The organism is Paraburkholderia sp. WC7.3g (genome assembly GCF_050436345.1).
In the GTDB taxonomy this organism is placed as follows: domain Bacteria; phylum Pseudomonadota; class Gammaproteobacteria; order Burkholderiales; family Burkholderiaceae; genus Paraburkholderia; species Paraburkholderia podalyriae.
Genome location: NZ_JBNDMA010000002.1, coordinates 2,824,438 through 2,839,618 on the forward strand (window position 1 = coordinate 2,824,438; position 15,181 = coordinate 2,839,618).

The window sequence follows — 15,181 nt, forward strand, 5'->3', positions numbered from 1 at the left end:
AGTACGAGATCCTCATTTCCTCTGTCCCGAAAGCCTACGACGGCGACCACTAGCCGTAACCCGCAGCCTGGAGCGAAGGGGAACACCAAAGCTTGCGCGGGATGCTGGGTTCGCGGCTCCCGCACTTGGGACCGGACATCTTCTTGGGCGGTCGTCTGCATCGCCCCACTTCGGTAATGACGCTCTCGAGTCCAACAGAGCGGTCGGCCCCAAATATCGCCCTCCCGGCTGATTCCCGACCGCTTAAAGCAGTTCATGTGTATTCGCAGCGCCGGTGCGGAGTCCAATAGCCCGGAAGCTCAGCGCCGCATCGGCGGATCGACGTGTGGGGGCCGGGAATGCATGCGCCGCCTCCCGGTAATCTGCCGCTGCCCGACAGGCAATGTACGTCAGGGCGACTTGCGGTTACGTTGCAGGCGCCCGGGCAGCGCGCCCGTGTGCTCGCCATTGCGGTAAGTCACTTGTCCGGCCACAAGCGTTGCCACGTAGCCATCTGCCGTCTGCACCAGGCGGCGGCCGCCCGCAGGCAAATCGAATACCGGCTTCGGTGCGTACAACGTCAATCTTTGGTAATCAATCACGTTGATGTCAGCCTTGAGCCCTTCCTTCAGTTCGCCGCGATCAGTCATTCCAATCGCCTTTGCATTGTCGCTCGTCAGGCGCTTTATGGCCCATTCGAGCGCAACCCGCCCCGATGCGCGGTCGCGGGTCCAATACGCCAGCAGGGTCGTCGGATAGCTGGAGTCACAAACCATGCCATAGTGCGCGCCACCGTCGCCGAGGGCGATCAGCGTATTTTCGTCGGTGATCATCTTGCGCACCGCTTCCAGGTTTCCTTCGACCAGGTTAGACGCCGGGTTCAGCATCAGGGCGTTGCCCTCATCTTGCAATAGCAAGTCGTAGGCGACCTCGGCAGCGGTTGTGCCGGCCGCTTGCGCGATGTCGTTCAGCGTGTGGCCCGGCCCCGGTTCATAATTCGGCGGATTGCCCAACGGGAACGAAACCTCAAAGTTCGACACCAGGCGCACATAGTGCGGATTCGAATGTGTGGGCTGCTCCGCGAGGATGGCCTTGCGGCGCTCGGGCTTGCGCATTTCGGCGACCCGTTGCGCCAGCGGCAGTTCGTGAATCGCCATGTAGCTAGGATGGAAACGGAAGGGATGCAGCGACAGCCCCAATCCGAACAACAGTCCGACTGGACGCGGGAACACCTGCGCTTTGATGGGCAAGCCCTGATCTCGCGCCTCACGCGTAAGTGCGAGCAACTGGTCAGGCAATTCACGGCTCTCAGTCTTGTGCACCAGGGAATAGCTTACCGGCCGCCCCGATGCCGTCGCCAGCTTGCGAATCAGGCGCATGATGTCCTGTGCGGTACTGCCACCGAAGAAGCCATCGGTAAGCAGTTGGAACACTCCGCTGCCGGCCTGACGCAGGCCGGCAGCCAATGCGACCAACTCGTCCTCCTTCGCCTTGATTGAGGGTGCCAGCTGACCCTCGACCGTGCGATGCCCTTCATGCTGCGAAGTGCTGACTCCGAAGGCGCCAGCACGAATGGCATCACGGACGATCGCCGACATCTGACTCATTTCCTCGGGCGAGGCGGGCTGCCCCATTTCTCCACGCTCGCCCATGACATAGACGCGTACAGGGCTATGCCCCACCTGAGTGGCGACGTCGATGTCGAAGTGGCGTTGTTCCAACGAGTCAAGGTACTCGGGGAAGGTTTCCCAGTTCCAGGGAATACCCGCCGTCATTACTACTTCGGGGATGTCCTCCACCCCCTCCATCACGCGCACAAGGGTTTCACGTTCGTGCGGACGGCATGGAGCAAAGCCCACGCCGCAATTTCCCGTGACGACGGTGGTGACACCGTGACTCGACGAAGGGATCAACCGATTCTCCCAGGTCACCTGGCCGTCATAGTGGGTATGGATGTCGACAAATCCGGGAGTCACAATCAGCCCGCGCGCATCTATTTCCTCGCGCCCGCGCTGTGACACCGTACCAATGAACGCAATCTTCCCATCCTTAACTGCTACGTCGGCCTCGCGGGACGGGCCGCCGGTACCGTCGATCACCGTGCCACCACGTATCACCACGTCGAATTCGGTTGACATCACTTGTCTCCTTTCGTGTGCAACACTCAAAGCGACATCTTCGGCAGCACACAGGCGACAGACAACATGCGACAGCGCATCGTTCCGTACTTCAAAGCCATACTCCGACGCAATCAGACTCGTTCCAAAGTACGGGACAGAGCCACGGGTCCTATTGGATTCCTGTGCGGTTTGCTCGCTAATAGGAACAAGACAAAGCCTATGCGGAGACAAACCGATGAGCCTCGACGCTGAAACTCGGACCTTCCTCGACAGGGTTGCCGCCAGCAATACCAAGCCACGCCATCTGATGACGCCAGAGGAGGCCCGCGCCGCCTTTAGCGGTTTGCGCTCCATCGTCGCGCTCGGCCCGTACGTGCGCACTGTGCGCGACCTGAAGATCCCCGTGGAAGGTGCGGCCCTGCCCTGCCGTCTGTTCGTTCCGAGCGCAACGCCACGCGCTTTGCTGGTGTATTTTCATGGCGGCGGCTGGGTCGTTGGCAGTGTCGAGGAATTCGACGCGTTGTGCCGCGAAATCGCGGTGGGCGCCGATGTGGCGGTGGCTCTGGTCGAATATCGCAAGGCGCCCGAACACCGATTTCCCGGCCCGGTGAATGACGCGTGTACGGCTGTCGCCTGGCTGCACGCATCTCGCGCGACACTCCTGGGATCCGAGCTGACGCTGGTTGTCGGTGGGGACAGCGCCGGGGCCAACCTTGCCATTGCCGTGACGTTGCAAACGCGGCGACTAGGCGGCCCCGCGTTGGCCGGTCAGCTCCTGATCTACCCGGTCACCGATTGCCGATTCGACCGACCGTCCTATGTCGATCGCGACAACCAATTGCTAACAAACCGCGACACCATGCAGTGGTACTGGTCGCACTACTTGCCCGACCCGTCCGAGCGGCTTTCTAGTTTGGCATCCCCGTGCCGCGAAGCCGATCTTTCCGGCCTGCCCGAGGCCATCGTCCTCACCGCCGAGCACGACGTGCTGCGCGACGAGGGCGAGGAGTACGCACAACGGCTGAAAGCGGCCGGTGTGGTCGTCCACCATTGGCGCGCGCCGCAACAAATGCATGGTTTTCTGATGATGTTGGGCTTACTGCCCGGCAGCCGTGATGGCCTGCAATTCGTTTGCGGGCAACTTCGACAGCTTACAGCCGCAGCATGAACCCGCATTTAGCGGCTTACCTCTTCACTTCCGATCCAGGAGTAGCCTGATGAGTCAAGAAGTCAAAATCGTCGACGCCGTAGTCATCGGCGCCGGCTTTGCAGGGCTTTATGCCATTAAGCGCCTGCGCGATGCAGGTTTTTCGGTGCAGGCATTCGAGGCCGGCGACGGCATTGGCGGCACGTGGTACTGGAACCACTACCCTGGCGCCCGCGTCGATCTGGAATGCTGGGATTATTCATATTCGTTCTCGTCCGAGCTGCAGGACGAATGGGAATGGAGCCAGCGGTATCCGTCGGCGCAGGAACTGATGGCTTATCTGGAGCACGTGGCCGACCGGTTCAAGCTGCGTCAGCAGATTCAGTTCAACACCCGCGTGGAGGCGGCTGAATTTATCGAAGCGGACAACCTCTGGCTTGTGCGCACTTCAGATGGCAAGACTCGGAAAGCCCGCTTCCTGGTGCCAGCCACGGGAGGACTTTCAGTGCCCAAGCCGCCAGAAATACCCGGCATTGAGACCTTCAGGGGCGAGGCATACCACACCGGCCGCTGGCCGCGGCAAGAACCCACCTACGAGGGAAAACGCATCGGAGTGATAGGCACCGGCTCCTCGGGCGTCCAGGTGGTCCACTCCTTGGCCGGTAAGTGCAAACATCTCACGGTGTTCCAGCGCACCGCGGTATTCGTCGTGCCGGCCAAGAACCACCCGCTCACACCCGAGATGCGCCAGCGCGCGCGCGCTACGTATGCGGAGCGCCGCAGCTTGAGCCGTATCACGCGCTTCGGCATTCCGGCACCAATGGCGAACGAGTCCGCGCTGGACGCTACGCCGGAGGAACGCCGTGCCAAGTTCGAGAACGCGTGGATCAACAGCCAATTGCTTGGGTTCCGCCAATGCTACGGTGACATTCTCGCCAACGACGAATCCAACGAAATGGTGGCTGAGTTTATCCGCAGCAAGATCCGCGAGATTGTCAAGGATCCGGAGACCTCCCGGAAGCTGCTGCCCTATGGTTTCCCTTTCGGCACCAAGCGTCCCTGTCTCAGTGACACCTACTATAGCGTCTTCAATCGCGACGACGTATCACTGGTCGATTTGAAGTCCACCCCCATCGTTCGCATCGTTCCTAAGGGCGTCGAGACCAGCGAGGGACTGATTGAACTCGATATGCTGATCTACGCCACCGGCTACGACGCTTTCACTGGTGCGCTGTCGCACATCGACGTGCGCGGTGTCGGCGGTCGCAAGCTCTCCGATAAGTGGGCTGCTGGTGCCAAGACCTATTTGGGGCTGGTCGCGCAAGGATTTCCCAACCTTTTTACCGTCACCGGCCCCGGCAGCCCGGGCCCGCTGGCCAACATGGCCATGAGCATCGAGCAGCACGTCGATTGGATCGCGGACTGCATGACCTATCTGCGCGCAAACCGTATCACTCGGATCGATGCCGACAAGGGCGCCGAAGAGAACTGGATGCAGCATGTGCAAGACGTCGTGTCGCGCACGCTCTACGAAAAAGCAAATTCTTGGTATCGCGGCGCCAATGTGCCCGGCAAGCCGCAACTCTTCCTACCCTACCTTGGCGGACATGGCAATTACCGAAAGAAGTGCGAGGAGGTTGCCGCTGCGGGCTATCTCGGATTCGTGCTGACCCGTGAGACAACTGCGACGGGTATGGCGGATAAGGCCGCATCGCGAATCGCAGCGGCGGGTCTTGCGGGAGGTGCCGTATGACGGTCGCACAAGCACGGCTGGCCGGCAAAGTTGCCTACATTACGGGCGCCGGCAGCGGAATTGGTCGCGCCGCCGCGCAGCGCTTTGCTCTTGAAGGCGCGCGCGTGGTAATCGCCGAATTCAATGAAGCGTTGGGGCTCAGTTGCGCGGACGCTATCCAGGCCACGGGCGGTCAGGCTTTCTACGTCAATACCGACGTGACGAATGAAGACAGTGTGCGCACCTCGATCATGGCCGCAACCGCGCACTGGGGGCGTCTCGACGTGCTCTACAACAACGCCGGTGGATCCACCTCCGTCGATGCGCAGGTTACTGATTGTCCGGTCGATGAATTCTGGCGCGCGATTCGTCTCGATCTGTTTGGCACGTGGGTGACATGCAAATACGGGATCGCGGCGTTGATGCGCAACGGCGGCGGGTCGGTAATTAATAGCAGCTCGGTCTTCTCATTGGTGGGGACCCGCGGCAAGGACGCCTACACGGCGGCCAAGGGCGGCATTTCGGCCATCACGCGTTCGATGGCAGTGGAATACGCTCCGCACCGCATCCGCGTCAACGCGCTGGCCCCCGCCGTAACAATGACCGAGAGGGTTAAGAGCCTGCTGCAGACCCAGCCAGATCTGCTTAACAAGACCTGCGAGCGTCAACTGCTCGGCCTAACCGAGCCGGAGGAGGTCGCGACGATGGCCGTTTGGCTGGCATCGGACGAATCGAAGACAGTCACAGGTCAGGTGATCGCGATCGATGGCGGCATGTCCGCCTCCTGACCCGACAACAAGTACCGGCAAGAGCAACGAAGGAGGCGTGGCATCAGCAAACCACCGATCATGCTCGTATCGACGGTACGGGCGGCTTACGGCGACATGAACGACGGACGGAGGATCCGCAGCCTACGTTCGCCGGACTGAGCGGGCGCGGCTGCAACATCAGCAATCGACCATAAAGCGGCGTATCGGCGGGTACGTTACCTTGAATACAAGCACGATGACCGCAATCCGCAGCGGTCTCTCTTAAAGCGCACCGGCAATCCCCGAGACGTTTTTTCTGGGGTTATGCTGCAATCGGCCCTCCAGCGAATGCTTATGGTAAGTGGCTCCGGCTCTGCCCGGTGGATCTCTCTTCGGCCCGTGAGATCGTAGGAATCACGCACGACGCTGCCCCTCGGCGCGCGATGCCCGCTTCTGCCAGCAGCTAGGGGTACCGAACATATACCTAACGCGTTCCGCGGCCCGGTTCAATGCACTTGTTGCCTTCAGCATGGTCGCTCTCCATGCAGCGCCCGCTCAGGCGCATTCGACACGAGGTTCGTGCTTGCCCGGTTCAATACCCTCCCGTCAGCAATCCGTCGTGCGACAGTTGATAGTGAAGCCAAGATGGCAGAACAGCGCATCGCACTGACCGTCGTGCCAGTCGACGTGGCTCCGCGATCGGGACGAAGACGGGTAGAACGTCAACCGAGCGATCGACAGCACTGTGCTGATAGGCTCTGCACGATTCATCCGACCGGTGATCATCAATGAAAGCGATCAACACTCTTCTGCGGTCGAGTTCGGCCCGCGCGAAATACGCTGACGCCTTGCCAGCCCGGAAGCGCCCCGGCATTCGAACCTCGTAGTTCTCGACGGACTGTGCGAGCGGTAGAACGTCGAACAATGCGACCAACTGCGTGTACGTCACCGTTACGCGCCCCGCAGATACAACAAAGTATCTCTTATCGAATACGCGAGGGCGGCAATGCCGCGCAGCGCTGCGACAATCTTTTCCTCAAATCTGAATGACTAAGCAGCGTTCAGCGCCCCATTTGCTTTCCGCTCTTCGAGCAGCCTGCGATAATGCTTCAAGCTCGAGAACAGCAACCAGCACGCAATGACCGATGCGATCGGACAGACGATCGCGATCGAAGATCCGACCATCTTCGGATCCTGGAAGACTTTGTCCGTCATGAGCGCGATGGATGTCGGGCCCAGGCCGAATCCGATTGATTGACTTGAGAAGGTGTAAAACGCCCCGACGGTGCCCCGCATGCGACTCGGGGTGGCCAGTTGTATGGTGGTTGGCATGATGCCGGTCGGAAGGCTGAAGAAAAAGACTGCGGCAGCCGTCACCGCCAGAGTACTCGTCACATCCGGCGTGAATGGCACCGCGGCGCAGCAGATCGCCGCAGCGATCATGGACCATGCCGCCGTACGCAGCAATGCGTCACTGCGGCCACGCTTTTCGAAAATCGCAGAGCTGATCCACGGCCCGATCAAGATACCGACGGTGGCGCAGATGATTACCACCACCCCAAATTGGAAACCGATGGTAGCCCGTGCCGCGCCGTGAACGCGAATAAGAAACGTAGGCAGCCACGCGGGCAAGCCCAGAATCACAATTGCGAACATACCGATGCTTAGGTAGAACCGCACGTAGAATCCGCGACGCGTCCAGATGAATGTCGCCGTTTCGCGGACCGTGTAAGGCCGGTCCGCGGCCTTCGGATGAGTTGTCTGCGAGCGAGTGGGCTCACGCACGGTTAAGAAGACGACGGCGGCAACCAGCAAGCCTGGTAGACCGATCAGGACGAACGCCATTTGCCATACGGCGAGCGTGTTCAGGATGGGTAGTAGGGTGCGCACGTTGTTCGCCAAGGCGAAAACAAGGCCGCCGACAACCAGCGAGACCCCGCTACCAACCAGCGGCGCGACGTGGAAGAGGCTTACCGCGCGCGGCATCCGTTGGGCGGAGAAATAATCCGCAATCAGAGAGTAACAAACAGGAATGATGCAAGCCTCGCTAGCCCCGACGAAAAAGCGAAAGGCGAACAGCTCTCCATAGCTTTCAGCGCGTCCGCATAGCGCGGTAAAAACACTCCACGCGCAAATGCCAGCCACAAGAACGTTGCGACGATTCGTGGTGTCGGCAAGGCGTCCGTAGATCGGAACGGCAATCAGATAGGCCGAGACGAACGCCGCGCCCTGCACCAGGCTTACTTGAGTATCGGTTATCTGCAGTGAGTGGCGAACAGGATCGACAAGCAGATTCAGCAGTTGGCGATCAATATAGGACAGCGCGCAAGCTACAGCCATGATGAACAGGGCGTACCAGGAGTAGGCGCTGTCAAGCACGGTGCCGCCTGACGATGCGTGTGAGAGCGGGCTGTCGACCGGACTGCCGGCGGGTAAGGTATGCGTCGAATCTTTCATCGTCTCCTCCGAGCTCAACGGTTATTGTTTCGTGGCTTGAATTTGGCGCACCGGCAGCAGGGATTTGCGTCCCGCAGCGCGAAAAATTTCCCACTCATAAAACGCGATAAACATCTGGACAACTACGCTATGCGATGCGCTATTTCGACAAACCGAACGAGCACCACGGTGTGAAGCGGCGGTTAGCGCTCGTTAGATCCGCCCTGTCACCGGCAGCAGCGCGCCCGTAATGGATCGGGCCGCATCCGACAGAAGAAACGCAATGGCCTGTGCGACGTCCTGCGGCGTCACCCATGCACTGAAATCGGCGTTCGGCATGTCCGCGCGGTTCTGCGGTGTATCGATGATGCTAGGCAGAACGGCATTGACGGCCACGTTGCGGTGCTTTAGCTCGTCGGAAAGCGATTCGGTAAAGCGCGCGACCGCCGACTTGGCCGCCGCATAGGGCCCCATCCCTGTTGCGCCACGAACAGCGGCCGCCGCTCCAACATTGACGATCCGGCCACCGTCCTTCAGCAGGTACGGCAAAGCGGCCATCGATGCGGTCACACATGTCATCGCATTGATCTCGTACATGCGGTGCCATGCAGCTAGATCGCTGCTGCTCTCCAGGGTCTGCCACGTAAAGCCTCCCGCGACGTTTACAAGTCCATCGATCCGACCAAACTCCGCTGCGATCGCGCCCATCGCGATTTGCGTATCCGCGAGCGAGGCGAGATCGACGCGCCAAAAGTGCGCGCGGTTCGGTGCGTCTTCTTCAGCGATGTCAAGCAGCGCGGCTCTCGCCTTTTGACATAGCACTTCGGCCGTCACTGCGCGCCCGAGCTGCCCGAACGCGCCGGTAATGACGATGACTTTATCGTTGAGTGACATTCAATTTGTACCTTTTATCTTTGCAACGCTGTCGATGCGGGTGGATAAACGCATACTCGTTGCTATTCCGGACCCGTACATGCTGTGCTCCGGTCGGGTCGCCTTGCGATACACGGGCAGTTCACGAATTCAACGATGTAGCCGACCGCGGCCTGCACAAGACGCCGGCCACCTGTGGTCGGATCGTGCGCCGCCGGCCCATCGAGCGTTCGATTCGCGTACTTGATAAGGTTGATGTCGGCGACTTTGTGTCCATTACGACAACCTCGATGCCGATGCGACAGTACGCCCGCCGCCGTGGTGGTAAGGGCGCAATGCGACGATGGGCGCCGGCGGTTTTCACGACTGACTTCTACGTCAGAGTGCGCGTGAATGTCGCAGACGCCGGACCTCACCATTTGCCGCGCCGCGGCAATGTCCGCGCTCACACGTCCGGAAATTCCTTCCGGGGCAGACGCGTCTGCAAAGTCGGCTGCGCCGGCACCGCCATTGGCGCTCGCACCGTTCTGACCCGCCACGCCCCGAGAGGGCTCGTCCGATGCGAGGGGCGTATTCATCGTATCGCTACTCCTGTCATTTGCGACTCGTCTCCCAGCAATGATTGAAGCGCAGCAGGGCGATGGTCAAGGAGCATTCTTCTGCCGTTCCGCGAGATGAAATAGGACGCTACAGATGTCGTACTTGGGATTCGAGGCCGTCCATGCAAGGATATGCTGCGATACGCTTGTCTTTTTTTCCTGTCGTGTAGAACCTCACGAGCGCATGAGCGTGCCCCCCCACCTGCTTATTGACTCGCTCGCTACAACGATAACGTCCTTAAAGACGGCTTAGCCGAGGCACGTATCTGAAGATGAAAGGCTGGCAATCCAGCGCGAGCGATGTTGGTGTTCGGGAGTTCAGTTCCACTGTGCAACAGATGCGACAATGCACCGGCAGCTTGATCAAGTCCCTCAGTAAGTCACAACGATTATGATGATTTCCCACTCGCAACGTTTCGGTACCCGGCAAGTGAAAGCACAAACCGGCCTATTCGATTCCGATGCGGTCTCGGTAGGAAAGCCAGTAACCGTAAGACCGCGGCCACAAATGCCATTCCGGATCTGCCGACAATGCTTGTGCCGCATGCAGCGCCCAATGGGGATCGGTCAGCGCCTCGCGCCCGATCGCGATCAAGTCTGCGCTCCCATCTTGAAGGATCTCCTCCGCTTGCGGCCCGTCGAGGATAACGCCCACCGCCATCGTCGGAATGTCCGCCTTGCTGCGAATTGCTCTCGCATAGGGCACTTGAAAGCCTCGCCTTAGCTTGGATCTGTTCTTCGCAACATCCATGACAGAATTCGCCGAGCGGATGCCGCCCGAGGAACAGTCAATGACATCGACGCCGCGGTCTTTGAGCTCACGTGCTAGCACGCAACTGTCCTCTAAAGTCCACATCGAGCCGCCGTTGGGCGGCTCCGTAGCATCCACCGCCGACAGGCGAAAGAAAAGCGGTTTGCCAGCCGGCCATCGGGTGCGTACCGCCTCTGCAATTTTCAGCGCGATTCGCATGCGGCCTCGCATACCGCCTCCGTAGTCGTCCTGCCGGAAGTTAGTAAGCGGAGATAGGAATGAATGAATCAGGTATCCGTGCGCCGCGTGGACCTCCAGCACGTCGAAGCCGGCCCGATCAGCGCGCTCGGCCGCCGCTGCGTACTTCTCGATGATCACGTCGATCTCGGCAGCCGTGAGTGCTCGCGGTTGCTGCCAACCCTGCAGTGTGGCGGTGGCCGAGGCGCTCACCGGCTGCCACGGAGCTTCCCCGCGCGCTGCCTCGGCCTCGCCAAGGGGACCGAGACCTTCCCAAGGTCGCTGACGGGATGCCTTCGGGCCGGCGTGATGAATCTGCGCAAGCGCGAGCGATCCGCGCTCATGGAGGAAATCAGTGATGCGGCGAAGCGGAGCGACGTGTTCATCTCCCCAAATGCCGCAATCCCCATAGGTGTTGCGCCCCACCGGGTCAATCATCAACGCCTCAGTGGACACCGTCCCGAACCCCCCGAGTGACCATTTCACAAGGTGCTGAAAGTGCCAATCCGTAGCAATGCCGTCTGGCCCAGTCATGTACATTTGCATGGGCGAGACGACGAGACGGTTGCGGAACATCACATCGCGCAGCCGGTATTCGGAGAACAGCGTGGGCGTTTTCGATTCCACTCGGGCATTCATAGGATCTGTTCGTCGGTAATTGGGGGATGTGTGATCTGCTCGCTTTCGCGTGCCGATCGAAATCTTTCGAATCGCGAGGGACCGGCGCCAGCTCATTGGCCGCGCTAAACGACCGAATCCGAGCGCAGAACAGCATGCGCAGGACGCCGTATGCTCCGCTATCAACGCTTGCTCTTCTCTCTCGAATTCCGTTGCAAACATCGTGAACATTGTGGCCGATATCGTCAACGCGGCGCATTGCATTGTTCCGTACGTCAGAACCGGGCTCTCGCTGGAATGTGACGCACGTGCGTCAAGGCCGTGCCCGATGGTTGGTTGCCAAGTAATCGATAGCCGTGACGGGAAGCCTCCACCTAGGACACTGACCAAGGGCGCCGCCCTCCTACTCCCGTGGCCGCGCGTGCCCGACACTTCCCTAACATCGCGAACGCGATGAGACGTCCGCTACCAGTCGCGGAATGTCGCCGAGGCACGGCGGCTCACCAAGTTCAGTAGGACTTGGGCAAACCCAGCACTTTTTCGGCGATAAAGCACATAATCATCTGAGGGCTCACGGGCGCCAACCGAGGGATCATGCATTCCCGAAGGTATCGTTCGACATGGTATTCCTTCGCATAACCCATTCCGCCCAACGTAGCGATCGCTGTCTGGCAGGACTGGAAAGCCGCCTCGGCAGCGAGGTACTTAGCGCTATTTGCCTCGGCACCGCAGGCCTTGCCTGCGTCGTAAAGAGTCGCCGCTTTCAACACCATCAGGTTGGCCGCCTCCAGTTGCATCCACGCTTGTGCCAGAGGATGCTGAATTGCCTGGTTTTGCCCGATTGGACGGCCGAATACGATCCGCTCCTTTGCGTACTGAGTAGCGCGACGCAATGCCGCTTGCCCGAGACCAATGGCCTCGGCTGCAATCAATATGCGTTCGGGGTTCAGCCCGTGCAGCAAGTACTGGAAACCTCGTCCCTCGACACCGATCAAGTCGGCCTTCGGAACCCGCAATCCGTCGATAAACAACATATTGGAATCGACGGCCTTGCGGCCCATCTTTTCGATTTCGCGCACCTCCACGCGACTGCGGTCGAGGTCGGTGTAGAAGAGACTCAACCCGTCCGTCGGTTTCGCTAGCTGGTCGAGCGGGGTCGTACGCGCGATGATCAGCATTTTGTTGGCCACTTGGGCGGTGGAAATCCAGATTTTTCTTCCCGTGATGACGTAGTGATCGCCGTCTCGCACCGCCTGGGTCTTCAGGTGTGTTGTATCAAGTCCAGCGTCCGGCTCGGTCACTGCAAAACAGGCTTTGTCCTCTCCTTTGATGAGCGGCGACAAGAACCTTTGCTTCTGCTCGTCGGTTCCGAACACCTGTACTGGGTTAAGACCAAAGATGTTGATGTGTACGGCCGAAGCTCCCGATAGGCCGGCCCCTGACGCGCTAATGGTTCGCATCATTAAGGCCGCTTCCGTCATCCCCAATCCCGCACCGCCATAGTCAGGGGACATCGCAATGCCGAGCCAACCATTTTCCGCGAGCGTTCGATAAAAGTCATGAGGGAAGCCGCCATTGCGGTCGCGCTCCAACCAGTAATCGTCGTCGAATTTCTCACAGATCTTTTCGATTGACGACTGAATCGACAACTGATCTTCATTGAGATCGAAGTTCATAAACTAAAAGTCCCTAGATAGTGTCGGGGCCGTTTGTGTATGGCCCGCTTGAAAGGTCATTCCCAATAAAAGCTTCGAGGCCGAAAAATCAGCGCGTCGGATGCGCTTGCGAGAGACCTTTCCAGTTTTCGTACACTGTCGGCTGGCACAACATGAGTGCGCGAATCATTTCGCTTTCCTTCTCATCATCGCAGCACGAATGCATCGACATACTGCGTCCCTTGTTGAGAACGTGTGCGCGAAGCATTCCTGCCGATTTGCCATCTCGCACCTTGATGAGCGGTTCAGTTTCTTGCAAAAGATGATGTCTTTCTTTTGAGGAAGCGTACCAACGCGCTGCGACTGAGTCCAGACTGCGCACGCCCATTTTCAGGCCAAGGTGCTTGTCGTCTTTCGCAAAAATGCGACGCAGTTATTGCGACGCAGCAATCCACAGCCGCGGGAGGTTCCGCGTACGTTTCCCAACATCGCGTCGCGCGCAGCGTATCGGCGAACTCCCGCCGTTGATGCCCCGCCCGCGATCGTGGTAGCGAAGGCGTCTTGCCGGCGTGGCACGAATACAGCGAGGATTGTCTCAGCAAGCGTTCCGATCAGGACGCATCCAAACCAAATGACGCACTCGAACCTTTCGTCATACCTGAGGTGATATGTATGCCAAAGGCGTCGCGGGTGCAGATCACCGACGCTCCCCGGGACGGCTCCGCGTATAGGGAGAGTCCTCGTTGACAACGCGCGACGATCAATGTCTGCTGTGGAATTGCAGGTAAATCGGGAACGCTTTCGCTCGCGAGTACGCTTCGCTGGCAAGAAATCTCTTCAAAATAGGCATCCGGGTTGGATGATGGACGACTTCACGCGCATTCAAACGTTTATTAAGGTGGTCGAAGCCGGCAGTTTTTCGGCTGCAGCCCGTTGCACCGACTCCTCCATTAGTGCGGTAGCAAGACAAATTCAGTCGCTCGAAGAAGAGCTTGGCATACGGCTCCTTAACCGCAGCACACGTAGCTTGTCGCTGACTGAGCCTGGCAGACTATTTTTTGAGCGGGTTCGCACCATCTCAAAAGAGCTAAGAAACGCGAAATCAGAAGCCACGTCCTTCCAGGATAGCGTCAAGGGAGTCCTGAGGGTGTCGCTGCGAGTCTCAACAGGCACAACGATTATCGTTCCGGCGCTCCCCCGTCTTGTCAATCAGTACCCAGAGTTGGGTTTCGATATCTCGCTGACGGATGAGCGCCCCGACCTTATAGCAAATAATATAGACGTCGCTGTCTGGATGGGCCATATACCCGACACGGAGATTGTCGCAAGGCGCCTGACTCGCAGTGAACGGATCGTCTGTGCCTCGCCCGGCTATTTTGAGGGCCACGGCGTCCCCGTGACCCCACAAGACCTACGCCACCATAACTGCTTGCTCTACGCAGCGCGTTCTTACGGCAACATCTGGGAGTTTACAAAGAACGGCACGCGGGAGGATATCGAGGTCAACGGTAACCTCCGCTCGGACAATGGCTTAGTTCTGATTTCCGCGGCAATGGCGGGCATCGGTATCCTCGTAGCCCAAGAATGGACGGTCCGGCTTCCAGTCTCTCGAAATGAACTTGCCAGAACAATGAGCGAGTATACCGTGCGACCGAGAGCAGAAGATTCCGAATTGTATGTGGTGTATCCCAGCAGCCGCGGTCTTTCACGCAAAGTTCGAATTTTTGTCGACTTCCTTGTGAATTTGTTTCATGGCGAAGAGGCTTCAACCGACGCCCCCTGCTTATTGGCCGACGTGCCGCCAAACTAGCGCAACGCGCGTTGCGGATTCACTCCTCATCGGCAAATGTACGGATCTGCAGAATCAATTCCACAACGTATGAAAATGCGAGCCCATCGCTCACGCGAATGTTCGCAGGAGTGGCTTGCCGTTGAACAACACGGCACGCGGCCAAAAATAATTGCGCAAGACCAACCATCGATCGGCTACTACGGTTGCCAGTACTCGAAGTTTTGACAACGAAGAGACCATATTCGCAAGGAAAGTAAAGCGATCCGCGCGCATGGGCGACTGGGTCGATTAGTCGCTTCCGTCCAATCGGCGGCTTTTGCATTGGGGACAAAGAACCTTGCCGCCTTAACGACAGCCCACGCGGACTGGACACGCCTAGAATCGAAGCATGTTTGTTGTCTTAAGTCGCGAAGCGCAGCGGACCCTTAACAAATTACTTTGCTCCCGAAATACTCAGAGAAATCGTCTTCCGGGAGCATACGAAAGGATGGAA

At 59.0% G+C, this 15,181-nt stretch carries 9 protein-coding genes; 4 read left to right on the plus strand and 5 right to left on the minus strand.

Going from position 1 to position 15,181, the window contains the following annotated elements; all coding sequences use genetic code 11:
• Positions 1–389: 389 nt before the first annotated feature.
• Entirely contained in the window at positions 390–2,117 is a 1,728-nt protein-coding gene (locus OKW43_RS24385) for an N-acyl-D-amino-acid deacylase family protein (RefSeq protein WP_187633069.1), read from the minus strand.
• 217 nt (positions 2,118–2,334) lie between these two features.
• Between OKW43_RS24385 and OKW43_RS24390 the strand changes: the two genes are divergently transcribed.
• The 3 genes from OKW43_RS24390 to OKW43_RS24400 are packed head-to-tail and all read left to right on the plus strand — an operon-like array spanning position 2,335 to position 5,766.
• A complete protein-coding gene (locus OKW43_RS24390) occupies positions 2,335–3,267 on the plus strand; it encodes an alpha/beta hydrolase (RefSeq protein WP_187633070.1) in 933 nt (310 codons plus the stop codon).
• A 49-nt stretch (positions 3,268–3,316) separates the two neighbouring features.
• Positions 3,317–4,999, plus strand: coding sequence for a flavin-containing monooxygenase (locus OKW43_RS24395; protein ID WP_187633071.1), 1,683 nt, complete (start codon positions 3,317–3,319; stop codon positions 4,997–4,999).
• A complete protein-coding gene (locus tag OKW43_RS24400) occupies positions 4,996–5,766 on the plus strand; it encodes an SDR family NAD(P)-dependent oxidoreductase (RefSeq protein WP_187633072.1) in 771 nt (256 codons plus the stop codon). Before OKW43_RS24395 ends, OKW43_RS24400 begins: the two co-directional genes overlap by 4 nt.
• A 1,011-nt stretch (positions 5,767–6,777) precedes the next feature.
• Here OKW43_RS24400 and OKW43_RS24405 read toward each other — a convergent pair.
• The 4 genes from OKW43_RS24405 to OKW43_RS24420 form a co-directional block, all read right to left on the minus strand.
• Positions 6,778–8,184: an MFS transporter gene (locus tag OKW43_RS24405; protein ID WP_187633073.1), complete on the minus strand. Its 1,407-nt coding sequence runs from the start codon at positions 8,182–8,184 to the stop codon at positions 6,778–6,780.
• A 192-nt stretch (positions 8,185–8,376) separates the two neighbouring features.
• Complete coding sequence (locus OKW43_RS24410) at positions 8,377–9,057, minus strand: SDR family NAD(P)-dependent oxidoreductase (RefSeq protein WP_187633074.1); 681 nt, start codon at positions 9,055–9,057, stop codon at positions 8,377–8,379.
• Between the two features lie 1,026 nt (positions 9,058–10,083).
• A complete protein-coding gene (locus OKW43_RS24415; protein WP_187633075.1) occupies positions 10,084–11,262 on the minus strand; it encodes an NADH:flavin oxidoreductase/NADH oxidase in 1,179 nt (392 codons plus the stop codon).
• Between the two features lie 488 nt (positions 11,263–11,750).
• Positions 11,751–12,917, minus strand: coding sequence for an acyl-CoA dehydrogenase family protein (locus OKW43_RS24420; protein ID WP_187633076.1), 1,167 nt, complete (start codon positions 12,915–12,917; stop codon positions 11,751–11,753).
• A gap of 742 nt (positions 12,918–13,659) precedes the next feature.
• On the opposite strand from OKW43_RS24420, the gene OKW43_RS24425 reads away from it, so the two are divergent.
• A complete protein-coding gene (locus OKW43_RS24425; protein ID WP_187633077.1) occupies positions 13,660–14,706 on the plus strand; it encodes a LysR family transcriptional regulator in 1,047 nt (348 codons plus the stop codon).
• The last annotated feature ends 475 nt before the right edge of the window (positions 14,707–15,181 follow it).

Bases quoted from the DNA above. Each gene is read 5' to 3' on its own strand.
- OKW43_RS24385 (WP_187633069.1), bottom strand. From the start codon at position 2,117: ATGTCAACCGAATTCGACGTGGTGATACGTGGTGGCACGGTGATCGAC.
- OKW43_RS24390 (WP_187633070.1), top strand. From the start codon at position 2,335: ATGAGCCTCGACGCTGAAACTCGGACCTTCCTCGACAGGGTTGCCGCC.
- OKW43_RS24395 (WP_187633071.1), top strand. From the start codon at position 3,317: ATGAGTCAAGAAGTCAAAATCGTCGACGCCGTAGTCATCGGCGCCGGC.
- OKW43_RS24400 (WP_187633072.1), top strand. From the start codon at position 4,996: ATGACGGTCGCACAAGCACGGCTGGCCGGCAAAGTTGCCTACATTACG.
- OKW43_RS24405 (WP_187633073.1), bottom strand. From the start codon at position 8,184: ATGAAAGATTCGACGCATACCTTACCCGCCGGCAGTCCGGTCGACAGC.
- OKW43_RS24410 (WP_187633074.1), bottom strand. From the start codon at position 9,057: ATGTCACTCAACGATAAAGTCATCGTCATTACCGGCGCGTTCGGGCAG.
- OKW43_RS24415 (WP_187633075.1), bottom strand. From the start codon at position 11,262: ATGAATGCCCGAGTGGAATCGAAAACGCCCACGCTGTTCTCCGAATAC.
- OKW43_RS24420 (WP_187633076.1), bottom strand. From the start codon at position 12,917: ATGAACTTCGATCTCAATGAAGATCAGTTGTCGATTCAGTCGTCAATC.
- OKW43_RS24425 (WP_187633077.1), top strand. From the start codon at position 13,660: ATGTCTGCTGTGGAATTGCAGGTAAATCGGGAACGCTTTCGCTCGCGA.